General features: G+C 37.0%; 23 protein-coding genes and 1 rRNA gene. 10 read left to right on the top strand and 14 right to left on the bottom strand.

The window, feature by feature from the left end:
* Positions 1-56: 56 nt before the first annotated feature.
* The 5 genes from gcvH to J2S13_RS07530 form a co-directional block, all read right to left on the bottom strand.
* Entirely contained in the window at positions 57-440 is a 384-nt protein-coding gene (gene gcvH / locus J2S13_RS07550; protein ID WP_307257133.1) for a glycine cleavage system protein GcvH, read from the bottom strand.
* Positions 441-540: 100 nt separating this feature from the next.
* Positions 541-897: an arsenate reductase family protein gene (locus tag J2S13_RS07545; RefSeq protein ID WP_307257132.1), complete on the bottom strand. Its 357-nt coding sequence runs from the start codon at positions 895-897 to the stop codon at positions 541-543.
* Positions 898-1,397: 500 nt separating this feature from the next.
* A complete protein-coding gene (locus J2S13_RS07540) occupies positions 1,398-3,185 on the bottom strand; it encodes an acyl-CoA dehydrogenase FadE (protein WP_307257131.1) in 1,788 nt (595 codons plus the stop codon).
* 30 nt (positions 3,186-3,215) lie between these two features.
* The gene (locus tag J2S13_RS07535) at positions 3,216-4,394 is read right to left on the bottom strand and encodes an acetyl-CoA C-acetyltransferase (protein WP_307257130.1); all 1,179 of its coding nucleotides are present in this window, start codon (positions 4,392-4,394) and stop codon (positions 3,216-3,218) included.
* A gap of 68 nt (positions 4,395-4,462) precedes the next feature.
* Entirely contained in the window at positions 4,463-6,844 is a 2,382-nt protein-coding gene (locus J2S13_RS07530) for a 3-hydroxyacyl-CoA dehydrogenase/enoyl-CoA hydratase family protein (protein WP_307257129.1), read from the bottom strand.
* A 205-nt stretch (positions 6,845-7,049) separates the two neighbouring features.
* Here J2S13_RS07530 and J2S13_RS07525 point away from each other — a divergent pair, with 205 nt between their 5' ends.
* Positions 7,050-7,181: a YuzL family protein gene (locus J2S13_RS07525; protein WP_307257128.1), complete on the top strand. Its 132-nt coding sequence runs from the start codon at positions 7,050-7,052 to the stop codon at positions 7,179-7,181.
* Positions 7,182-7,275: 94 nt separating this feature from the next.
* Here J2S13_RS07525 and J2S13_RS07520 read toward each other — a convergent pair whose 3' ends face one another.
* The 3 genes from J2S13_RS07520 to J2S13_RS07510 all read right to left on the bottom strand — a co-directional run bounded on the left by J2S13_RS07520 (position 7,276) and on the right by J2S13_RS07510 (position 10,047).
* A complete protein-coding gene (locus tag J2S13_RS07520) occupies positions 7,276-8,193 on the bottom strand; it encodes a proline dehydrogenase family protein (RefSeq protein ID WP_307257182.1) in 918 nt (305 codons plus the stop codon).
* A 155-nt stretch (positions 8,194-8,348) separates the two neighbouring features.
* Positions 8,349-8,735: a large conductance mechanosensitive channel protein MscL gene (mscL, locus tag J2S13_RS07515; protein WP_307257127.1), complete on the bottom strand. Its 387-nt coding sequence runs from the start codon at positions 8,733-8,735 to the stop codon at positions 8,349-8,351.
* Between the two features lie 142 nt (positions 8,736-8,877).
* Positions 8,878-10,047 (bottom strand): FtsW/RodA/SpoVE family cell cycle protein, encoded by a 1,170-nt coding sequence (locus tag J2S13_RS07510; protein WP_307257126.1) that lies wholly within the window; start codon positions 10,045-10,047, stop codon positions 8,878-8,880.
* 200 nt (positions 10,048-10,247) lie between these two features.
* Here J2S13_RS07510 and J2S13_RS07505 point away from each other — a divergent pair, with 200 nt between their 5' ends.
* The 4 genes from J2S13_RS07505 to J2S13_RS07490 all read left to right on the top strand — a co-directional run bounded on the left by J2S13_RS07505 (position 10,248) and on the right by J2S13_RS07490 (position 13,163).
* The gene (locus J2S13_RS07505) at positions 10,248-10,565 is read left to right on the top strand and encodes a thioredoxin family protein (RefSeq protein ID WP_307257125.1); all 318 of its coding nucleotides are present in this window, start codon (positions 10,248-10,250) and stop codon (positions 10,563-10,565) included.
* 250 nt (positions 10,566-10,815) lie between these two features.
* A complete protein-coding gene (locus J2S13_RS07500) occupies positions 10,816-11,070 on the top strand; it encodes a FeoA family protein (protein ID WP_307257124.1) in 255 nt (84 codons plus the stop codon).
* Complete coding sequence (locus tag J2S13_RS07495) at positions 11,060-11,800, top strand: FeoB small GTPase domain-containing protein (RefSeq protein ID WP_307257123.1); 741 nt, start codon at positions 11,060-11,062, stop codon at positions 11,798-11,800. The genes J2S13_RS07500 and J2S13_RS07495 overlap by 11 nt, the downstream gene beginning before the upstream one ends.
* A gap of 25 nt (positions 11,801-11,825) precedes the next feature.
* Positions 11,826-13,163 (top strand): nucleoside recognition domain-containing protein, encoded by a 1,338-nt coding sequence (locus tag J2S13_RS07490; RefSeq protein WP_370873985.1) that lies wholly within the window; start codon positions 11,826-11,828, stop codon positions 13,161-13,163.
* Between the two features lie 86 nt (positions 13,164-13,249).
* Here J2S13_RS07490 and J2S13_RS07485 read toward each other — a convergent pair whose 3' ends face one another.
* The 5 genes from J2S13_RS07485 to rfbC form a co-directional block, all read right to left on the bottom strand.
* Complete coding sequence (locus tag J2S13_RS07485) at positions 13,250-13,384, bottom strand: hypothetical protein (protein WP_307257121.1); 135 nt, start codon at positions 13,382-13,384, stop codon at positions 13,250-13,252.
* 391 nt (positions 13,385-13,775) lie between these two features.
* Positions 13,776-14,750: a S66 family peptidase gene (locus J2S13_RS07480; protein WP_307257120.1), complete on the bottom strand. Its 975-nt coding sequence runs from the start codon at positions 14,748-14,750 to the stop codon at positions 13,776-13,778.
* 113 nt (positions 14,751-14,863) lie between these two features.
* The gene (gene ssuE, locus J2S13_RS07475) at positions 14,864-15,385 is read right to left on the bottom strand and encodes an NADPH-dependent FMN reductase (RefSeq protein WP_307257119.1); all 522 of its coding nucleotides are present in this window, start codon (positions 15,383-15,385) and stop codon (positions 14,864-14,866) included.
* A 246-nt stretch (positions 15,386-15,631) separates the two neighbouring features.
* Complete coding sequence (locus J2S13_RS07470; RefSeq protein ID WP_307257118.1) at positions 15,632-16,396, bottom strand: enoyl-CoA hydratase-related protein; 765 nt, start codon at positions 16,394-16,396, stop codon at positions 15,632-15,634.
* Positions 16,397-16,567: 171 nt separating this feature from the next.
* Positions 16,568-17,116: a dTDP-4-dehydrorhamnose 3,5-epimerase gene (rfbC, locus tag J2S13_RS07465; protein WP_307257117.1), complete on the bottom strand. Its 549-nt coding sequence runs from the start codon at positions 17,114-17,116 to the stop codon at positions 16,568-16,570.
* A 427-nt stretch (positions 17,117-17,543) separates the two neighbouring features.
* Between rfbC and J2S13_RS07460 the strand changes: the two genes are divergently transcribed.
* From J2S13_RS07460 to J2S13_RS07440, 5 genes are all read left to right on the top strand, one after another.
* Positions 17,544-18,692, top strand: a complete 1,149-nt coding sequence (locus J2S13_RS07460) for an acyl-CoA dehydrogenase family protein (RefSeq protein WP_307257116.1) — start codon at positions 17,544-17,546, stop codon at positions 18,690-18,692.
* A 110-nt stretch (positions 18,693-18,802) separates the two neighbouring features.
* A complete protein-coding gene (locus J2S13_RS07455) occupies positions 18,803-19,654 on the top strand; it encodes a transporter substrate-binding domain-containing protein (RefSeq protein WP_307257115.1) in 852 nt (283 codons plus the stop codon).
* 204 nt (positions 19,655-19,858) lie between these two features.
* Complete coding sequence (locus J2S13_RS07450; RefSeq protein ID WP_370873983.1) at positions 19,859-20,575, top strand: amino acid ABC transporter permease; 717 nt, start codon at positions 19,859-19,861, stop codon at positions 20,573-20,575.
* A gap of 12 nt (positions 20,576-20,587) precedes the next feature.
* Positions 20,588-21,301, top strand: a complete 714-nt coding sequence (locus tag J2S13_RS07445; protein WP_307257113.1) for an amino acid ABC transporter permease — start codon at positions 20,588-20,590, stop codon at positions 21,299-21,301.
* Positions 21,302-21,317: 16 nt separating this feature from the next.
* Positions 21,318-22,073 (top strand): amino acid ABC transporter ATP-binding protein, encoded by a 756-nt coding sequence (locus J2S13_RS07440; protein WP_307257112.1) that lies wholly within the window; start codon positions 21,318-21,320, stop codon positions 22,071-22,073.
* An 86-nt stretch (positions 22,074-22,159) separates the two neighbouring features.
* Here the strand turns inward: J2S13_RS07440 and rrf are convergent.
* A 5S ribosomal RNA gene (gene rrf / locus J2S13_RS07435) occupies positions 22,160-22,263 on the bottom strand; the annotation flags it as partial.

Genomic DNA, 22,263 nt, shown 5'->3' with positions numbered 1-22,263 from the left:
AAAAAAGAAAACACTCCAAGTTCCTAAGTGTTTTCTTTCCCTATGAATAGTAATGATTAGTCTTCTTTAATCATTTCTTCATATTGTTCAGCTGTCATTAATTTGTCTACTTCTGAAGCATTAGATGGTTCTATTACAATCATCCATGCTTTTTCATATGGCGATTCATTTACAAATTCTGGGCTATCATCTAAATCTTCATTTACTTCCACTACTTTTCCACTAACAGGAGCATATAGCTCGGAAACTGTTTTAACGGATTCTACAGAACCAAATGGCTCGTCCGCTTTAATTTCATCACCTTCAGAAGGAAGCTCAACAAAAACGATATCACCGAGTTCGGATTGTGCAAAATCTGTAATCCCAATACGAACTTTATCTCCTTCAACCTTTACCCATTCATGTTCTTCAGAATAACGTAATTCCTTTGGTGTGCTCATTTAAATCCCTCCATACATTTTTCAAATTAACTTTACCTATAAAAATTGCATTAAGCAAGAAAACACTTTTTCACAAATAAAAACCATTAAAGGCAAACATCTACAACCATGTTGCTTCGAAATTTTCTTCTTTGAAGCCCACCGTTACCTTGTGGCCATCTGTGACAATGGGACGTTTCAAAAGCATCCCGTCTGAAGCAAGGATTTGAATTAATTCCTCGCAAGAAGCGGTTTTAACCTTATCTTTAAGACCAAGTTCACGATATTTTTTGCCGCTTGTATTAAAAAATTTCTTAATATCTAGACCGCTTTTACGATATAATTCTGCAATCGTTCCCTGTGAAGGTGGGTTGTCAACAATATGTATTTCATTAAGCTCAATTTGATGCTCTTCAAACCATTTCTTTGCTTTTCGACATGTCCCACATTTAGGATACCAATAAAAATCTAATGCCATAGTCGTCACCACCCTTTTTCATTTTTTCCATTCATGGATTCATTAAACATCTTGCCGCTAAAACAAGGGGATGTGTTTTTGTTTGATCCTACTTTAAAAATTCGACATTTCCATAAAAGGGCCTGCATTATCATATAGATTTACCATTATTTTATCCAAAATGAACAGGAAAGTATAGTCAATCCAGCCACTTTAATGATGCAATTTCACTTGAATCTAAAAAAATAGACTAATCCATTTAGGATTAGTCTCCACAGCTAGTCATTTAAGGGGTTGTTCTAACAAGCAAGGCTAACCCAATTTAGGGGGCGGGTTCACCTTAGCGATACTAGCCAAGCTAAAATCGATTCAAAAAATTGTTCTATCCAATGATTGCAAACCATTAAGCTAGTCTTTTTTTGAAATCGGGGGCCTAGCTTTACTAGTTTGTTAGAACGTAAAATATATTCAATAAACATTTAGGGGGGGAATTAACACCCCTAATGGGTGTTACATAGTCATCAAACTGTGTAACGTTCTGCTTCTATTAATTGTACAGCAGCTTCACGTTTTTTGGCAATAATATTGATTGGTGTATGGCGAGTAAATTTACGTAAAGCTGAAAGCATCATACGTAATGTATCGCCCTCTTCTGTAGCTACCAATGTTTCTTTTGCATCTTGCTCAATTTGATTAAATGCTTCTTGGCAGAAAATTTCAGTGTATAAAAGCTTTTGCTTACTCTTTTCTAATCCATCTCTTGCAATGGCCTTCTCAGTACGTAGAACAGCTGATTCCATTGCAAAGGCATTCGCTACGATATTCGCAATATTCACAAGAATTTCTTGCTCATCATTTAATGCTTTTCCAAATTTCTGAGCAGCTAATCCTGCTGCAAGCAATCCAATTTTCTTAGCATTTTTCACTAAATATTTTTCTTGTGCAAGTGGTTCTGTTCCTGGGTCTTCAGGCATTAACATCATGAGTTCTTCTTGTAGTGCTTGAGCTTTTTGAAGAAGCGGTAATTCACCTTTCATTGCTTTACGAAGGAATGTTCCTGGAACTAGGAAACGGTTAATTTCATTTGTTCCTTCAAAAATACGGTTAATACGAGAATCACGATAAGCTCTTGAAATTTCGTATTCTTCCATAAATCCATATCCACCGTGAAGTTGTACCCCTTCATCTACCACATAGTCAAGAACTTCAGAACCAAAGAATTTCGCTATAGAACATTCGATTGCATATTCAGCAACAGATGCAGCAATTGCCTTGCCATCCTTTGCTTGCTCTGGTGAAAGCTGACTCATACGATCTTCAAATAGACCTACTGTACGATAGTTTAAGCTTTCATTTGCATAAATTTTAGAAGCCATTGTTGCTAGTTTTTCCTTCGTTAAGTTAAAGGAAGAGATTGGTGTTTTGAATTGCTGTCTTTGGTTAACATAAGGAATGGTCACTTCTAAAGCACGTTTAGAAGATCCAACCGTACCTACACCTAGTTTATAACGACCTATATTTAAAATGTTAAAGGCAATCACATGACCTTTTCCAACTTCACCAAGTAAATTTTCAACGGGTACTTCCGCATCTTCCAGAATTAATGTTCTAGTTGAGGAGCTCTTAATTCCCATTTTTTGTTCTTCAGGGCCTGTAGAAACTCCTGGATAATCACGCTCAACGATGAAGGCAGAGAATTTATCTCCATCAATTTTTGCATAGACAACAAATACATTGGCAAAACCAGCATTTGTAATCCATTGTTTTTCACCATTTAAAATATAATGTGTTCCTTCTGCATTTAATTTTGCTACTGTTTTGGCACCTAATGCATCCGATCCTGAAGAAGGCTCTGTTAAAGCATAGGCAGCAATTTTTTCTCCAGTCGCTAGAACAGGAAGATATTTCTGCTTTTGCTCTTCATTCCCGAATAATACGATTGGTAAGGAGCCAATCCCAACATGAGCACCATGTGTGATGGAAAATCCACCCGCAACGGCCATTTTTTCAGTGATCAATGCTGAGCTAAGCTTATCTAAACCTAAACCGCCGTACTCTTCCGGAACATCTGCACTTAAAAGCCCTAATTCACCTGCTTGTTTTAATAGTTTAACAGAACGATCAAATTCATGTTTTTCAAGATATTCAACTTGAGGTAACACTTCATTTGTCACATATTCTTCTGTTGTTTTCGCAATCATCTTTTGCTCATCTGAAAATTCCTCTGGAGTGAATACTTGATCTACAGTAATTTCATCAATTAGAAAGCTTCCACCTTTAACTAAAGTTTTTTCAGTTTGATTTGACATTTTATTTTCCTCCCTTTTCTTTCCTTATGATTATGAAATTAATTCGAATACTCCAGCGGCACCCATTCCGCCACCGATACACATCGTTACAACTCCAAATTGTTCGTTGCGACGTTGCATTTCATTTAGTAATGTCATCGTTAATTTTGCTCCTGTACATCCAAGTGGATGACCTAGTGCGATGGCACCACCGTTCACATTGACTTTATCTTCATCAAGACCCAGTTCACGAATGACCTGAATGGATTGAGATGCAAATGCTTCATTCAGTTCAAATAACCCAACATCAGATACCTCTAGACCCGCTAATTTCAATGCTTTCGGGACAGCTACAACCGGGCCAACTCCCATAATTTCTGGTGGTACCCCACCTACTGCAAACGAACGAAATTTTGCAATTGGTTTTAGCCCTAATGATTCAGCTTTTTCCCGATCCATGACCATAACAGCCGCTGCTCCATCACTTGTTTGAGAAGAGTTCCCTGCCGTTACGGAACCTGTTAAAGAAAATGCAGGACGCAATTTGGATAATGCTTCAATATTCGTTCCTTTTCTAACTCCTTCGTCTTGCTTAAATGTCACTTGTTTTTCGACCAGTTTATTGTCTTCTCCTACGGAACGAAGAGTGACATCTACAGGTACGATCTCATCATCGAATTTCCCTTCAGCAATCGCTTTTGCTGCGCGTTCATGACTTCTTACAGCAAATGCATCTTGCTCTTCTCGGGAAATCCCGTATTTTTTTGCCACTTCTTCAGCTGTATGCCCCATTCCCATATAATATTCAGGCATCTCTTCAGCAATCTTTATATTTGGTCGAACAACATGGCCCATCATCGGGACAAGGCTCATCGATTCAGCTCCTCCAGCAATCACTGTGTCAGCTGCTCCTACCATAATCTTATTTGCAGCAAATGAAATTGCTTGAAGGCCTGATGAACAATAACGATTAATTGTTAAAGCAGGAACATTGTACGGAAGCCCAGCTAATGCTCCGATATTTCTAGCCATATTTAATCCTTGTTCCGCCTCTGGCATTGCACAACCAATGATTAAGTCATCAATATTCCCCTCGTAATTTCCTGCTCTTTTCAATGTTTCTTTTACAACTAATGCACCAAGATCATCTGGTCGAACCGTGGCTAACGTTCCTTTTTTCGCTTTTCCAACTGGTGTACGTGCACCAGCAACGATGACTGCTTCTCTCATGAAGTTCCTCCCCTTCACTATTTATTCATCCTTTTCATTCTCAAATCCCGCTCTATATACACCCTTTATTAGTTACGTAATGGTTTCCCTTTTAATAACATGTGTTGCATACGTTGTTGAGATTTCGGTTCTTTAATTAGGCTTAAGAATGCTTCTCTTTCTAAATCTAATAAATACTGTTCATCTACTTTTGTTCCAAACGGTACCTTTCCACCTGCAATGACATAGGCTAATTTCTTCGCAATCGTGTAATCATGTTCTGAAATATATCCCGATTTCATCATGGTTTGAGCGCCAAGAAGCAATGCAGCATAACCAGTTTCCCCAACTACTGGAACTTTCTTGCGAATTGGTGGTGTATATCCTCTTTCAAATAATGAGATGACCACTTGTTTTGCATCATATAATTGATGATCCTGATTCACACTGATTCCATCTGCTTTATTTAAGAAGTTATTGTCTCGAGCCTCTTCCCCAGATGTGGACACTTTCGCCATTGCGATACTTTCGAACACTTTATTTGCTACATTTTGAAGATCAAATTGAACTCCGTTTGGTATACTTTCTAAATGTTTTATATAAAGTTCTTTATTTCCGCCACCACCAGGGATTAGACCAACCCCTACTTCAACAAGTCCCATGTATGTTTCCATCGTTGCTTGAATATGTGCTGTCGGTAAACATACTTCCGTTCCTCCACCAAGAGTCATCGCAAATGGTGCAGCAACAACCGGTTTTGCACTATATTTGATTTTCATCATCGCTTGATGAAAATTACGGATCACCATATCTAATTCAAAGTAGTTGTCATCTTGAGCCTCCATTAACATCATGGCAAGGTTCGCGCCTACACAGAAGTTTTTCCCTTGGTTCCCGATAACGAGTCCTTTATAGTTCTTCTCCACTTCATCAATGGAGTAATTAATCATTTGGATCGTATCTAAACCAAGTGCATTATTAGGTGAATGGAATTCCAGTAATGCTACTCCATCGCCGATATCTATTAAACTAGCTCCCGCATTTTTCTTAATCAGTTTGCCTTGTTTTTTCAATTGTCTTAAATCAATCACTTTAGGATTTTGAGGAACTGGTTTATATTCTCCATTTTGATAGAACATTGAAATTTCATCTTCTTTATAGAAAGAAGGATGTCCGTTTGCCACCATCTCTTTCACCCAAACAGGCACTTTCATTCCTTCTGCTTCCATTTTTTGAACAGATTTTTCTACGCCGATGGCATCCCATGTTTCGAATGGACCAAATTTCCAGCCAAATCCCCATTTCATTGCCTGATCAATCGCTACAATATCATCCGCGATTTCCCCTAGTAATTCCGCTGAATACGTTAATACAGGGGCTAATATACTCCATAGAAACTTTCCAGCTGGGTCATCTGCATAAACAAGCGCTTTCATTTTGTTTACAGTTCCTTTTGCTTGTTTACTAGCTTCTACTGCCGCTGATTTTAGTTTTTTGCGAGGTTCATATTCTAATGTTTCTGGGTTCAATTCTAAGATTTCTTTTCCTTTTTTAACGAAGAATCCTTGTCCTGATTTAGAACCTAACCAGCCATTTTCTAACATTGTCTTCATAAAGGATGGAATTTCAAAAATCTTTTTCTCTTCTCCCTCTACTTTTTCATATACATTGTTGGCAACATGAATAAAAGTATCTAAACCTACGACATCTAATGTGCGGAATGTTGCACTTTTTGGACGACCGATTAAAGGGCCAGTGATGGAATCCACTTCTCCTACACTTAATCCTGCTTTCAACATTTCTTGAACAGTTACAAGCAACCCATAAGTTCCAATTCGATTCCCAATAAAGTTCGGAGTATCTTTCGCAAGAACTACACCTTTTCCTAGAACATCCTCACCAAACTGTTTCATAAATTCAAGTACTTCAGGGGACGTTTGTTTCGTTGGAATAACTTCGAGTAATTTTAAATAACGAGGCGGATTAAAGAAGTGTGTTCCAAGAAAATGTTTTTGGAATTCCTCTGACCGACCTTCAGACATTGCTTCAATAGAAATACCTGATGTATTGGAGCTAACAATGCTTCCTTCTTTCCGATAGCGCTCTACTTGTTCGAACACTTTCTTTTTGATATCAAGGTTTTCCACCACTACTTCAATGATCCAGTCCACTTCAGAAAGCTTTTCCATATCATCTTCCATATTTCCAGCTTGAATGAGGTTTAAGTTTTTCTTAGAAGTTAATGGTGCTGGTTTTTGTTTTAAAAGCTTTTTCAAAGCACCTTCCGCAAAACGGTTTCTCACAACTTTATCTTCAAGTGTCAGTCCCTTCGCTTTTTCTTCATCTGTCAATTCACGAGGTACAATATCCAATAATAATGTAGGGATTCCTATATTTGCTAAATGTGCCGCAATCCCTGATCCCATAATTCCAGATCCTAGAACGGCTGCTTTATTGATACGCTGAACCAAAGTATTTTCCCCCTTTGTATCCTTGAATGAATACTCATTCATTTATTGATAACTCTAATATAAACGATAATGATCAATATCGCAATATATTTTATGTTTAAAAACAATAAAATTTTCAAAATATTATGATTCAAGGAAAATTCACATATTCTTTCATTATTTGGAAAGGGTAAAAACGAGAATTGATTTCCTGGAGGTGTAGATTATGGCGAAACATAAGAAAAGCCCTTCGAAGGCAGGCGTTAGTGCTGCAAGTGTTAAGGGAAATGCCGGTCCAAATGTAGAATATGATGGCGGTGGAAAAGTTAATAGTCAAAACAATCAATATAAAAAATAGTGGGTGATTGGAAATGGACGGGGCGATCTTGTTATAGTCAAAATAATCAAATTCGATATTTTAAAAAAGTTCCGTCCGCTTCCCATTCCATTCTTTATTTTCTCATCATTCCTTTTAAAACAAACAACACATTGGCAGGACGTTCGGCGAGCCTTCTCATAAAGTATCCATACCAATCCCCTCCATAAGGAACATATACTCTCATTTTATACCCTTGCTTTGCCAATTCCATTTGTTTTTCAGGTCGAATTCCATATAACATTTGGAATTCGCATTGATCTGTTGGAATCTTATGTTCTCTTATAATTTGCTTCGTATATTCGATTATTTGATCGTCATGTGTGGCAATAGCTGTGTAATTTCCATTGATTAAATGCATTTTAATGATTTTTTTAAAGTTTTCATCCACATCTTTCTTCATTGGGTAGGCTACTTCTTTGGATTCCTTATAAGCCCCTTTCACCAACCGAAGATGAGGAGAGTATTTCCTTAAGTCTTCTATATCTTTTTCTGAGCGGTACAAATAAGCTTGAATGACTGTTCCTACATGATGAAATTCCTTCTTTAATTGTTTGAAAAGATCTAAAGTTCTTTGACAGTGAGCATAATCTTCCATATCAATCGTAACAAACACATCGTTCTCCTCTGCTACACGAAGAATTCTTTGCATATTACGCATAACGATTTCATTAGAAATATCCATCCCTAGGGAAGTGAGTTTGACAGAGATCTGAGAATCCAGTTGTTTATGTCGAATGGCTTTAATAGCCTTTATCACTTGCAATGTCATTTCATTTGCTTCTTCTCCGGAACTAATGAATTCTCCTAAGTGATCAATGGTCACACTTAAATTGGATTCATTTAAATTCTTGATCACTTGGACAACCTCATCGATTGTCTCGCCCGCCACAAAACGTGCGGCACCAAATCTTCGACCATATTTTTTTGACATTTTCGTTAGCATCCGGTTTTTAGATAAAAATAAAAAGAAATTCCTCATCATCATTTCCATCATTCGTAACCCCCTAAATTGGTTATGAAAGCGGTTACATATACTCTTTTATTTTATCATATTTTGGAAATGTTTTGAATATTATTTTGTCTAAATTGAAGAAAGAGGAATGGAGGAAACCGCAAATAAAGCTTCCCTCATTCCTCTATAATTGTCTACAATCCTTCTTTTGTTTGCTTTAATAAATCGCGAATCTCCATTAATAATTTTTCCTCGTTTGTTAAGGATGGAGCTTGTTCTTTCACTTCATCGTTTTTTGTTCTCATCCGGCTGATCAGTCGGACAAAAATGAAAATGGAAAACGCAATAATAAAGAAGTCTACAATTGTTTGTAGAAAGTTTCCGTATTTGATTGCGGCCTCATTGACTGTCCACTCTAACCCTTTTAAATTAATGCCTCCTAAGACAAATCCAAATAATGGCATAATGATGTCATCAACAAGGGAGGAAACAATTTTACTGAAGGCAGCACCGATGATCACCCCAACAGCTAAATCGATCACATTCCCTTTCATGGCAAACTTTTTGAAATCATTCCACATTATTCTCACACCTTCATCTTTCCTTCGTTTTTTACCAAGCTAAACAACATTATTTTTATTTTTACATGATCAGCTGGTTGATTTCAAGATGTATTAAAAAAATGCAAAAGAGCAGGCATCTTTAGGATCTATGCCTGCTCTTTTAATTATAAGAGGAAAACATATAATGTCTTTCATTAAAATAAATCGAAAAAATCAAACCAACAGCGAGCATATTCCCCATTAGGGAACTACCTCCATAACTGATGAATGGTAAAGGAATCCCCGTGATTGGCAATAACCCGATCGTCATTCCAATATTTTGGAATACGTGGAATGTAATCATTGAAATGACCCCTGCACACATATAGGAGTAAAATGGGATTTTGGTTTCTAACGCTAATTTGGTTATATGGAAGATGAGCATAAAAAACAAACTAACGACAATACTTGCCCCTATAAAACCAAATTCTTCTCCAATCACACTAAAGATGAAATCGGTATGACTTTCCGGCAAATAGACTTCGCGATAGCCAAATCCCTTCCCACCTGTTTGTCCGGAACCGATGGCAAGCAAAGACTTCGTTAAATGGAAACCCGTTGAGCTCTCATAGGTATAAGGATCAAGCCAAGAATATATCCGTCCAAATTGATATTGTTTAACACCTAAATATTTTTCTAATAATTGAGGATGCCAAAGCACAAGGTACAAAATAGCAGAAATAAGTGCCATCCCTGTACCGAAAATGGGGAGCAAAATACGCCAAGTAATTCCTGAAACAAAAATCATTCCGATTAAGATTGAAATAAGTACTAACCCAGTTCCTAAATCTGGTTGCTGCATGATCAATAATAATGGAACTGCCGTTATTCCACCTAATTTAAGCAATAATATTAAATCAGATTCAGTCGATTTAACTGGATTTTTTTGATGATGATCGACAAGTACCCTTGAAAGAGTCACAATCAAAAATACTTTGACGAATTCAGATGGTTGTATGGATATTCCCGGTAAAACAAACCAACTTTTCGCCCCATTTACAACTGGTGCAATACTATAAGGCGCAATAATTAGTAATACCAAAAGAAAGAGTCCAAATCCATATACATACCAAGATAGCTTCAATAGCTGATCCGAATCAAGGCGAATCACCCCAAGAATAATAAAGATTCCAATAATATAATACACAATTTGCCTGATCATAAAATTATCTTTATATTGCCCTGTTGTTTGTGCACTATAAATGGAAATACAACTCACTAAAAACAGCAAAATCAAGATAAAAACTAAATTATAATCAATTCTACTTTTATTTTGGTTATGAGAAGTCATCGATTGTCTCCTCTACTCTAAAAATACAATATCCCTTTAACATTATACCTGTTGTACTAAATTTCACAATAGATAAGCATATGAAAATTGTGGTTATTTTGATATGTAGGAGGAAAAAGGGTAAAATCACTCCTTTTCATATCTTCAAGATTGAATCTTCCTCATTTCTTTGCGTAAAATGTAGTTAGGAGGGATTGACAATGAAACTAATAGAAGACAAAACGACTTTCGAACAATTAATTGCTAAAGAAAAACCGGTTATTGTTAAATTTTTTACGACATGGTGCCCAGATTGCCGAAGAATGGATATGTTTATTGATGACATTATTAAGGAACATGATGAATACGACTGGTATGAGTTAAATAAAGATGAACTTCCAGATATTAGCGATCAATATGATGTCATGGGAATTCCAAGTTTACTTATTTTCAAAAATGGCAAAAAAATTGCTCACTTACATAGTGCAAATGCAAAATCTCCAGAACAAGTCCAAGATTTTCTCCAAAATAATAAATAACGGATGAAATAGTCATTTCCTCAAAAAGCCGCTCAAATTTATGCGGCTTTTTGATTGTTTAGGAAAAATTCTTTCCATATAGATATCCTATCCTTTAGGATTTTCATTTTTCTCCATATAAATTTTCCCTATTTTTTTGTTAATGTTTTGACAAACTTACTCTTCCGGAATATGATATAAATATCCTAAAGTTGCACACGAGAAACATATTGTGATACAGGCAAAACATGAGCGGGAGGTAAAGTTTAAAATGAATAATCCCGAAACCATCGCTCTCAATGAAGCGAAAACAGGTGATTGTATTAAAATAAAAGAATTAAAGGTGAAAGGAACGATGAGAAGAAGATTACTGGACTTAGGATTCGTTCCCTCTGCAGAAGTAATCGTTTTACAAAAAAGTCCATTAGGAGATCCCATCGCCTTTCGTGTTAGCAATACGACCATTGCACTTCGAAAAGAAGAAAGCTCACAAATTTTCGGGGAGTTGATCTCTTATGGAACATAATCAACCAATCAAAATCGCGTTAGCCGGTAATCCGAATGTTGGAAAAAGCACATTATTCAATACATTGACTGGTTTAAAACAACATACAGGTAACTGGCCAGGAAAAACAGTTATCCATGCAGAAGGAGAGTTTTCCCATAAAGGAAAGCATTACACGATGATTGACTTGCCAGGAACTTACTCGCTTTTTTCCAATTCAGCGGATGAAGAAGTGGCGCGGGACTATATTATATTTGAACACCCAGATATTACAATTGTTGTGTTAGATGCTACTTCCATTGAACGCAATTTAAATTTAGCCCTACAAGTATTAGAAATGACGGACAATGTCATTGTATGTATTAATTTAATAGATGAAGCAAAGAAAAAAGGAATTGAAATTCATCATCAAGCCCTGATGACAAAGCTTGGAGTCCCGGTGATCAAAATATCAGCTCGAAATAAAATTGGAATCGACCAACTTTTAGATACGATTGACCGAATGATGGAGGGGAAAATTTCAACCAATCCATATAGAATGACCTACTCAGACGAAATTGAGGAAAAAATAGCAAAGTTACTTCCTTATATAGAGGAGACGTTCGGAATTGATGTACCACCACGTTGGATGGCTTTACGCCTACTTGATGGGGATGAATCATTATTAAAAACGTATTCAGAAAGAAAAAAACAAGAGCAGGAGGTGTTGAACCATGACTTCGCATACCGAACCAAAACCCAACAATTATGATGAGCTTCTAAAGTTAGCAAAATCAATGTCTAACGAGGATATTCGGGATGAAGTTGTAACAAAAATCTATCAAACTTCCAAAAGCCTTTGCGACAAAACAGTTACGTATCAAGACCAGAATAAATTGAAACAAACTGAAAAATTAGATCATATTTTCACATCTAAAATATGGGGATTCCCGATTATGTTCGCCATGTTAGGGATCGTATTTTATATTACAATTGCGGGGGCCAATATCCCTTCAAGTATGCTAGCTAATTTTTTCAATTGGTTTGAAGGATATTTAACGACCTTTTTTAAATGGATTCATGCTCCAGAATGGCTTTACGGTGCACTTGTTCTCGGTTTTTACCGTGGCACAGGTTGGGTGGTCAGCGTCATGTTACCCCCAATGGCGATTTTCTTTCCGGTTTTTGCCCTTTTGGAAAACTACGGTTACCTCCCTCGGGTCGCCTTTAATATGGACCGCTTATTTAAAAGAGCGGGTGCACATGGAAAACAATCTTTAACGATGGCCATGGGATTCGGCTGTAATGCCGCAGCAATCATGTCCACAAGAATTATCGAATCACCGCGTGAGCGAATGCTGGCCATTTTAACGAATAATTTCGTTCCTTGTAATGGGCGCTGGCCAACTTTAATTTTAATGGCCTCCCTCTTTATGGCATCTGGATTCACAGGGAGTCTTGGTACACTTGTAACTGCCGGTGTTGTAATGGGAATGGTTCTTATTGGAATCGTAGTGACTTTAACGGTTTCATGGATTTTATCCAAAACGGCTTTAAAAGGGGTCCCGACACATTATACATTAGAACTGCCACCATATCGTCGACCAAAGTTTTGGAATACAATCATTCGAGCGACTCTTGATAAATCATTATTCGTCTTAAAAAGGGCGGTTATTGTTGCAGCCCCTGCTGGAGTTCTTACATGGGTATTAGCGAATATTTCGATTGGCGACACAAGTATTTTAATGTATATGGTTAACTTTCTTGATCCGTTTGCCAAAGCATTAGGAATGGATGGGTATATCTTAATGGCCTTTATTCTTGGATTACCAGCAAACGAGATCGTCCTTCCCATCTTGCTTATGGGGTACTTATCCACTGGTTCAATGATTGAAGTGGATGATTTAAACTCTTTAAAACAAATCTTTCTTGATCATGGATGGACTTGGTTAACAGCTTTAAATATGATGTTATTTTCACTCCTTCATTATCCATGTGGTACGACATTATTTAATATATACAAAGAGACAAAAAGTAAAAAATGGACATTTGTTGCTTTTGCTCTCCCAACTTCGATTGCGATTGGTGTTACATTCGCTGTTGCACAAATTGTCCGCGCATTTGGGTGGGTATAAAAATCGCGGGAATAGCCCCTTATTTTTGTAATAAGAAAGACGATCAACCTCTTTCTAGGAATGAAGTTGATCGTCTTTCTTTCAATCTATGGATGTTTAGTGAATAATTCCATTTTTTCTTTTAACAAATTTATTATATTGATGACACTCGCATCGTTTTTTTGAGCTTCAATATACGCTTCTTGCATAAGCGCTAATAATTTTTCTTGTTCTTGAGTCATAACGTTAACCTCTTTAGTTTTTATTCAGATCGTACCTCTAATCTAAATCTTATTACACCCCCATCACTAGCGAATTCTCTATTATTATAATAAAATTGTATTCCTTTTGCCAATTCCAGAACGCATAATTTGTCAGAATTTCCATTTTGTTAAAGAATTTTAACAGTTTTGATCGAATTTTAATTAGATTTTTATAGTGAAAATAAAGAAAGACGGAGGAAGCGGGTTCAATATGTTCAAAAAAGGGGGTGCGTAGAACAAATAGAGGCTGCTGTCCCAAAAAAAGCCTAGCTTAATCTATCAAACTGTTATAATATCATAGCTTTTGGGACAGTCCTCCCTCTATTAGGGGAGTCAAACTAAATAAGTATTTTCCTCATTATATGTTAGGTCAAGGCTCGATGTGTATCGTTGATTTGCCATTTTTGGCGATGACCGTTGCTTTTCCGCCAATAGGAATGGTTGCGATTGGGTCTGTATGGCCAAAATTCACATTAGCAATGATAGGAATATCCTTTAATTCAGGTTTTCCTTTTATTATTTTAGATAAAGCCGTGTCTGTCATATTGGATCCTTTTTGAAAACGCCCGATCAGGATGGCCTGAATATTCTTCGCACTTGGTAAATGTAGCAATGATTGTAAATCACGATCAAAAGATAAGGGATGGGATTCCTCGTCATCTTCAATAAATAAAATCTTGTGATCAAGAGATGGCATAAATTCTGTCCCTTGAAGTAAATTCATTGTACAGAGGTTCCCGCCAATTAACCTTCCTTCTGCTGAGCCTTCCTGTATCACGAAATAATCACCCTGCGGATGGAAATTGCGCTCCGCTTGGTCTAAATACCATTTGTCATCGCTCCAATAAGAAGATGGTTCGATATCAAATGGGGCATCATTCGTTAAGGCCGTCAAGAAATTCTGAATCGTATAATCAGAAGCTTGTACATTTCCGAATGTTGAAAAATGAGGTCCTGAATATGTAATTAAGCCCGTTTTCTTATAAATGGCAAGCTGTAATGCTGTAATATCACTATATCCACATAAAATCTTCGGATGTTTTTGGATTACATTATAATCAATAGAAGTTAAGATTTGATTGACGTTATATCCTCCTATCGCAGTCAAAATCGCTTTTACATTTGGATCTGAAAATGCATCATGTAAATCTTCTACCCGATTTTGGATAGATGTAGAAAAGAATTCGTCATGTTCCTCTACATACTTCCCGTACGTTACTCGAAAGCCAAAAGTTTCGAGCCTTTCCTGTGCGATTTCTAGTTGCTTACCTTTGACAACAGCCATACTCGTTGAAGGAGCAATAATACGGATTTCATCTCCAGGTTGGAGTCTTGGTGGAAACATAAAAAACACCCCTTTCATCATTTAACCTAATCATAAAGCAAGCTTTTAAAAAAGTTAATGTTTTTCATCAAAAATAGAGGATGCCCTATTATTTACGAGCATCCTGTTCTTTTCTATTCAATTAGTTCAACTAAGCTTGTATTTAAGCGGGATTGAATTTCAGGATCAATTGAAACATCCCCATTTTCACCGATTTCGATCATTTGATCGATAATATACACTCCCTTAGCAATATGAGTAGCCCCAATCACAGATAATAGAGGATTTAGAACCATTTCAATTGTTAATAAGTGTGCGATGGTTCCCCCCACCATGATTGGAAATACACGTTTTCCTCGTAAAATATCCATCGGCATTAAATCAATAAACGCTTTTAATGCTCCCGGTATAGATGCTTTATACACAGGGGAAACGAAAACGACTGCATCCGCTTCTTTCACGATGTCTATTTTTTTATTGATTTCAGGACTTTTGAAATTAGCAAAGAAGACATCTTCCCCAGGTAATTCTGCGACTGAAATTTGTGTCACTTCTTTTCCTTTTGCTTGTAAATCTTTTTGTAAATAATCGGCGACTGCATCCGAGCGGGACGGTCTTAATGGACTCCCTACAATGATCACTATTTTCTCTGTCATAATACCCACCTCTTGTTCATTTTCTTATCCTAAATGGCCAATAACCAAAATATATGTAGGTTCTTCATAAGCAACTATATCATAATTTCAGATCAATATGAAAAGATTGAGAAACGTATTCTCTCATTCATTTTCATGCAAATGAACGACTTTCTACTTTCGATTGACTCTTTACGTGATCGTAAATGTAAAAAAGGAGAGCTCACGATTTGCTCTCCTTTTCTAATTGTTCTTATGTTTTTGGTTTTAAGTCCACACTGGAGGTCGTTTTTCAAAAAAGGACCGGATTCCTTCCTTTGCATCAGGATGTTTGCTATTTAAGGAAATGACTTCTGTTGCATAATTAAGGGCTTGGAAATCTTCCATTTGAATTTGCTGGTAGAATTGTCTTTTTCCTAATTCGATAATATTTAAACTTTGTTTTGTAACGGCCCTCGCTAGTTGATCCGTTTCCTCATCTAATACTTCTAACGGAACTACTTTATTGACTAATCCATATTGTAAAGCCTCTTGAGCCGACATAAAGTTCCCTGTAAATAATAATTCCACCGCTTTTTTCCGACCGATATTCCGACTTAAAAACACTGCAGGTGTACTGCAAAATAGGCCAGAATTTATTCCAGGGGTCGCAAATTTCGCTTGATCACTTGCGACCGCTAAATCACTAGCTGCTACTAATTGACAACCTGCAGCAACAGCCGCTTTTTCAACCTTCGAAATAATCAGCTGAGGAATCTCTCTCATCGTTTTCATTACACGTTGACATGTCTGGAATAAAGTTAAGACTTCTTGCTCGGTCTTCGCCTCAATTTCCCTTAAACTATGACCCGCACAAAATACTCTATTAGACCCTTCCATTACCACAACTTTAGCTTCTCTCTTTTCCGCGATATCCTTTAATAGATCTTCCATCTCTTCAAGCAGCTGCAATGTTAACGTATTAAACTCTTGGGGATTTTCTAATCTAATATAAGCAATTTCATCTTTGGATCTCCATGATAAAAATTCCATCTCTACACTCCCTCACCTATCATTTATTTCCTCCTGATTTATTGCCATGCTGTTAATTATATTTTGAATGTTCTGTTAATTAAAGTCAACAATTAGACTGTGAGAAAAACTCCTGAGGGGGGTTCAAACCTCCCCCATTGTTTAACACGAATAAACGTATTTTTCACATTCTTATTTGAAATCATGTTCACTATCTTTAAATAATGGGTATTTCTGATCTTTATCCGATAAGAAAGCGGATGTAATCGGCCAATCGATGGCTAAAGCAGGGTCATTCCAAAAGATTCCCCGCCCTAATTCAGGGGAATCGTACTCGTCCACTTTATATTGAACTTCCGTATTTCTAAGTAAGGTACAAAATCCATGTGCAAGGCCTTTCGGGATTAATAATTGTTCCATATTATCGTCGGATAAAATAATGCTTTCCCATTTACCAAATGTCGGGGATTCTTTTCGAAGATCCAACACCACATTAAAAATGGCCCCTTTTGTCACTTGGACAAGCTTTGTCTGTGCTTTTGGATTCAGTTGATAGTGGAGACCGCGAACCGTATGTTCCCTCACCGAAAAAAGCTGATGCTCTTGAATAAATTTGACTTTAATCCCCTTTTCAAAAAATATCTGTTCGTTGTAATTCTCTAATGAAAATCCACGATCATCCATGGTGATTTCAGGCTTCAGTATGACTACACCTGGTAAACTTGTTTCAATAATTTCCATTCGATCCACCTCATAATGTAAACATTTGTTGCGACTTATATCCCTTCTAAAAAACCGATTCATTTAATTTGTTCCTTTTAAAGAACAATACTTACATTATATAGAATTTTATGAAATTGACCAATACATTCATACCTTTTCTCTAGTGAAAATATGCGGGATTAATCTCAATACCTTAACGAGCAGTAAAGCCTCCACCTCCAAATAATTTGGAAACAATGAAGATGGGTGAGGATCACGGCCCTTAAAGGTCCGATAAGTTCAACTAACATTTAGTGAGAGATCAAGAAAACCTCTACTAAAGGAAGTTCCATTTTATATTTGACAATATTTAATATAAGAATTATGATTAAACCACTTTAATTACTTTGGATTGCAAGTATTTTTTGAATTCAAGTATTTCAATGTGAATAATTGAGGTGGACTTATGAAAAATTTATATATACGAACAGATGAACAGGCACAATGGATGGAACAAATCGAAAAGCATAAAGAAGAATTCTTAAGTGAAGCCCAAATCGCTGACAAGCAAGCCATCTTTCCGAAAAAAGGTGCGGCAATCTTAAAAAAATTAGGTTATCCATTAATCACTGTTCCGAAAAAATATGGAGGTCAAGGTCTTGGAACTTATGACATGGTGCTCATTCAAGAAACCATTGCTGCTCTCGATGAAAATCTATCCCTTTCTTTAGGATGGACATTAGGGGTACTTGGGGAACTTTATGAGAAAAATTTATGGGAAAAAGAGAAACTGGAGACTTTTGCTGAAAAGACGAACAAAGGGATCTATATTAATCGTGCTGTTAGTGAAGCCATTACAGGCAGTCCAACACGTGGTGGTCGCCCTGGAACCCAAGCGGTTCGCACTGAAACTGGCTGGATTTTAAATGGACGTAAAACATTTACGACTGCCTCTCCCGTTTTAGATTATTATCTTGTATCTGCATGGATAGAAGAATTTAAAAAAGTCGGTTTTTTCTTAATTCCCCATCATCAACAAGGATTATCGTTGGAAAACACTTGGAATGTGATGGCGATGCGTGGTACTAGAAGTGATGACCTTGTTTTAACCGATGTGAAGCTTCAAGAAGAGGCACTTGTCGAATTACCTAACCATCCGCGTGGAAAGGGAATTAATGGTTGGCTTCTGCATATCCCCGCTAACTACTTAGGGATTGCCCAAGCAGCCCGAGATTATGCCCTTCACTTTGCCAGTACCTATCAACCTAACAGTATCCAAACCGTAATCGCTGAATTGCCAAACGTACAGCATTTATTAGGAGAAATAGAATTAGAACTGGAGAAGGCGCGATTAGTCCTTTATGGTGTGGCAGCTGCTTACGATGACAAAAATCGCCGTCCTCTTCTTACAAATGAAATTAGTGTAGCGAAACATACCGTGACAAATGCTGCTATTAATATTGTCGATAAGGCGATGAGAGTAGTCGGTGCAAAAAGCCTTCAACTATCAAACCCTCTCCAACGTTACTATCGCAATGTTAGAGCAGGCCTTCATAACCCACCAATGGACGATATGACCATTCAGAAATTAGCCATAACGGCATTGCAGGAATAAATGTGGAAGCGCCACGGTCATCGGCTTACGTATTTCTCAAGTTTTGACTGTGATAGAGGAAACGGGATCGAGCTTGTGAAAAGAATAATCAAGTGAAAGGATGGTTACTTATGGTTCGCAAAAAACTATTTTTATTTACAGCAGTGGGAGCGTTGGCAGTAGGTTTACTTATAGGTTGTAGTTCCGGAGAATCCAATAGTAACGGGGTAAGGGAGATAAAGGTTGCTTTCGACCAAGGCTTAAACCCTATCGCCTACATAGATGATAAAGGAAACCCTACTGGATATGAAATTGAAGCAATGAAACTAGTTGATCAAGAATTAAAAGACTATAAGTTCAAATATGTCGGCACAACAAGTGATGATCTATTAATAGGGGTTGAACAAGGAAAGTTTCAGGTCGGTGTAAAGAATGCTTTCTTTACCGAAGAACGAACGAAAAAGTTTCTTTACCCGAAAGAATTTCTAGGATTAAGTAGCACTGGTTTAGTCGTTAAAAAAGAAAATAAAGAGGTAAATACTTTGGAGGAGTTTGCTAAAAAGGGACTGTCATTAGCTCCAATCGCGGCAAATAGCGCCCAATATACTTTGATCGAAAATTATAATACAAAACATCCCGACAACAAAGTGAAACTAAAAGCTGGCGACACATTCTCCCTTGATATTGTTCAATGGGTGAATGAAGAACGCGTTGATGGTGGAGTGATGATCGAAGGACCTTTTAATGAACAAGTAACCAATCCAAAAGGCGCCTATCACAATTTAAAAAATGACATTTTTTACAATGAGTTCACCGTTATACAAACATGGCCACTCTTTAATAAAAAAGAGCAAGCATTTGCCGAAGCCTATGACAAAGCTATTAAAAAGGTAAAAGAGGAAGGAAAACTTCGTGAATTAAGTAAAAAATTCTATAGCCGAGATTTATTTGAAGTGCAGGACCAATCACAGAAAAAATCATAAGATCCAACAGCATCTCACGAAGAGCACATCTAAAAAGGAAAATAAAGATTTATATCATTTTCTAAGCTTCAATTTCATCGACTTTAGGTAGAATTTAAATCTTAGAGAATTGTAGAGGCTCTCCTTCATACATCGAAAATACGTAAATAAAACATGTTAATGAAGGGCTGTTGAGCATACTCAACAGCCTTTCTCGAAAAGGCGGTGGCGAACTTGGGCAAATACTTTGATGCCTCTTATCTTTGGAATGCCTTTCCACAATTGCTTCCATTTTTAAAAGTTACATTTATTGTTACTTTATTTGCAGTTATCTTTGGCTTAATTTTAGGATGGCTCTTAACAATGGCGAAACTTAGCCGTTATCGTTCATTAAGATTTCTAGCAAGTACCTATATTACAATCATGCGCTGTACCCCATCAATCGTGCTATTATTCTTAATTTATTATGGTGTTCCATTAATTTTTGAAAACTTTCATATTAATCTACATGATCTTCACAGTGCATACTTTGTCATCATTACATTTGCACTGCAGTTCGCGGGCATTATTTCTGAAGTAATTCGATCAGCTTACTTATCTGTTCCAACAGGACAATATGAGGCGGCTGTAAGTGTAGGACTTACACCCTTTCAAGCCTATAAACGCATTATCTTTCCACAAGCATTATTGGTTGCTTTACCAAACCTCGGTAATAGTCTAATTGCTCTATTACAAGAAGGCGCATTAGCTTATACTATTGGTTTAATTGATATCGTGGGGAAAGCTCAATTAATGGTAGCGGCAAACATCAATGCCCATGCACTAGAAATTTTCATTGCACTTGCAATTATTTATTGGGGTTTATCACTCCTCATTGATAAAATCTTTAGCTTACTAGAGAAATCTCTTAATAAGGGAAAAAAATCTTTAAAAATGACATAAGGAGGGCTTCGAATGAATGGGGGGTTTAATGTTGAATTTTTTATTAATACATTTTTCGTGGCATTATCGGGTATCCCTACCGCATTAGTCGTCACAATCGTAGTATTGCTTATAGCTCTCCCTCTTGGTTTTTTATTAGCTATGACTCGTTTAAACAATGTTCCACTCTTAAGTCCATTTTCAAAGCTATACGTTTCGTTTGTTCGCGGTACACCTATTATCATTCAAATTTTTATTATTTATAGCAGTATCCCACTCTTTTTAAAAGCGCTTTTTGAAAAATATCATATTGCTTACGATGTGTATAAAATTCACCCTTTATGGTATGCATTCATTATTTTTTCGTTTAGTACAACGGCTATTTTAATAGAAGTGTTCCGTTCTGCTCTAAAAACTGTTGACCAAGGTCAATTAGAAGCAGCCTATTCAGTCGGACTCACCTCATTTCAAGCCTATAAACGCATTATTATTCCGCAAGCATTAGTCGTGGCTATGCCAAACTTATGTACCGCTACGGTCAATTTAATTAAAGCCACGTCACTTGGATATGCGATCTCACTACAAGAAATTACATTACGTGCAAAAGTTGCAGCTAACGCAGGATACAACTATGTGGAAGCCTATCTAGATATTTTTATTGTGTATATTTTACTATGCAGTGTCGTTGAATTTTCTTTTAAACTGTTTGAAAATCGTTTGAGTCGATACAAAATATCCAAGGCTTAAGGAGAGAGGAGAAAACATGTTAAATATCCAAAATGTACATAAATCTTTCGGAGAAAATAAAATTTTAAAAGGCGTTGACCTTTTCATAGATAAGGGAGATGTCGTTGTCATTCTTGGGCCGAGTGGTTCCGGGAAAACAACCCTATTACGCTGCATTAATTTTTTAGAGAGAGCTGACAAAGGATCGGCAAACTTTGGAGAAATATCCGTTGATTTACACAGTGCTTCTAAAAAGGAAATTCACCAAATTCGCCAAAAAACAGCCTTCGTTTTTCAAAACTATAACTTATTTAATAATAAGACTGCATTAGAAAATGTAACAGAAGGCTTAATTATTGGTAGACAAATGACGAAAAAAGAGGCCACAAAAATCGGAACAGCAGCATTGGACCGGGTCGGTCTTTCTACAAAATATGATGCCTATCCAAGCGAATTATCTGGAGGACAACAACAACGAGTCGGGATTGCCCGTGCAATTGCACTCACCCCAGATATCATCCTTTTTGATGAACCTACTTCAGCATTAGACCCTGAGCTTGTAGGTGAAGTCCTTGCGGTCATGAAGGATATTGCAAAAGATGGCACGACCATGTTAGTCGTTACCCATGAAACGTCCTTTGCCAGAGATGTCGCAAACAAAGTCATCTTTATGGATGGAGGAACCATCGTCGAAGAAGGAACAGCACACGATATATTCACCACCCCCAAAGAAGAACGCACAAAAAAATTCCTAAAACGCGTCATCCCAGAAGATTACACATTCTATATATAGGAAATTCCTGGATGGTGCCTGGCACCTGGAATTTATTTGGCAAAAAAAAAAAAAGAGAATAGCTATATCTCGCTATTCTCTCGTTTGCTTGGCAACGTCCTACTCTTGCAGGGGGACAGCCCCCAACTACCATCGGCGCTGAAGAGCTTAACTTCCGTGTTCGGTATGGGAACGGGTGTGACCTCTTCGC

The organism is Oikeobacillus pervagus (assembly GCF_030813365.1).
GTDB lineage: Bacteria > Bacillota > Bacilli > Bacillales > DSM-23947 > Oikeobacillus > Oikeobacillus pervagus.
Note: the sequence above shows the minus strand (reverse complement) of the source record. Positions and strands in the feature narration are given on the sequence as shown.

What these genes read in the sequence shown, in the direction of transcription:
- gcvH (WP_307257133.1), bottom strand. Translation starts at nt 440, where the DNA reads ATGAGCACACCAAAGGAATTACGTTATTCTGAAGAACATGAATGGGTA.
- J2S13_RS07490 (WP_370873985.1), top strand. Translation starts at nt 11,826, where the DNA reads ATGTCTAACGAGGATATTCGGGATGAAGTTGTAACAAAAATCTATCAA.
- J2S13_RS07445 (WP_307257113.1), top strand. Translation starts at nt 20,588, where the DNA reads ATGAATGGGGGGTTTAATGTTGAATTTTTTATTAATACATTTTTCGTG.
- J2S13_RS07460 (WP_307257116.1), top strand. Translation starts at nt 17,544, where the DNA reads ATGAAAAATTTATATATACGAACAGATGAACAGGCACAATGGATGGAA.
- ssuE (WP_307257119.1), bottom strand. Translation starts at nt 15,385, where the DNA reads ATGACAGAGAAAATAGTGATCATTGTAGGGAGTCCATTAAGACCGTCC.
- J2S13_RS07545 (WP_307257132.1), bottom strand. Translation starts at nt 897, where the DNA reads ATGGCATTAGATTTTTATTGGTATCCTAAATGTGGGACATGTCGAAAA.
- J2S13_RS07520 (WP_307257182.1), bottom strand. Translation starts at nt 8,193, where the DNA reads ATGGAAATGATGATGAGGAATTTCTTTTTATTTTTATCTAAAAACCGG.
- J2S13_RS07480 (WP_307257120.1), bottom strand. Translation starts at nt 14,750, where the DNA reads ATGTTTCCACCAAGACTCCAACCTGGAGATGAAATCCGTATTATTGCT.
- J2S13_RS07495 (WP_307257123.1), top strand. Translation starts at nt 11,060, where the DNA reads ATGGAACATAATCAACCAATCAAAATCGCGTTAGCCGGTAATCCGAAT.
- rfbC (WP_307257117.1), bottom strand. Translation starts at nt 17,116, where the DNA reads ATGGAAATTATTGAAACAAGTTTACCAGGTGTAGTCATACTGAAGCCT.
- J2S13_RS07525 (WP_307257128.1), top strand. Translation starts at nt 7,050, where the DNA reads ATGGCGAAACATAAGAAAAGCCCTTCGAAGGCAGGCGTTAGTGCTGCA.
- J2S13_RS07485 (WP_307257121.1), bottom strand. Translation starts at nt 13,384, where the DNA reads ATGACTCAAGAACAAGAAAAATTATTAGCGCTTATGCAAGAAGCGTAT.
- J2S13_RS07500 (WP_307257124.1), top strand. Translation starts at nt 10,816, where the DNA reads ATGAATAATCCCGAAACCATCGCTCTCAATGAAGCGAAAACAGGTGAT.
- J2S13_RS07505 (WP_307257125.1), top strand. Translation starts at nt 10,248, where the DNA reads ATGAAACTAATAGAAGACAAAACGACTTTCGAACAATTAATTGCTAAA.
- J2S13_RS07540 (WP_307257131.1), bottom strand. Translation starts at nt 3,185, where the DNA reads ATGTCAAATCAAACTGAAAAAACTTTAGTTAAAGGTGGAAGCTTTCTA.
- J2S13_RS07455 (WP_307257115.1), top strand. Translation starts at nt 18,803, where the DNA reads ATGGTTCGCAAAAAACTATTTTTATTTACAGCAGTGGGAGCGTTGGCA.
- J2S13_RS07535 (WP_307257130.1), bottom strand. Translation starts at nt 4,394, where the DNA reads ATGAGAGAAGCAGTCATCGTTGCTGGTGCACGTACACCAGTTGGAAAA.
- J2S13_RS07510 (WP_307257126.1), bottom strand. Translation starts at nt 10,047, where the DNA reads ATGACTTCTCATAACCAAAATAAAAGTAGAATTGATTATAATTTAGTT.
- mscL (WP_307257127.1), bottom strand. Translation starts at nt 8,735, where the DNA reads ATGTGGAATGATTTCAAAAAGTTTGCCATGAAAGGGAATGTGATCGAT.
- J2S13_RS07440 (WP_307257112.1), top strand. Translation starts at nt 21,318, where the DNA reads ATGTTAAATATCCAAAATGTACATAAATCTTTCGGAGAAAATAAAATT.
- J2S13_RS07470 (WP_307257118.1), bottom strand. Translation starts at nt 16,396, where the DNA reads ATGGAATTTTTATCATGGAGATCCAAAGATGAAATTGCTTATATTAGA.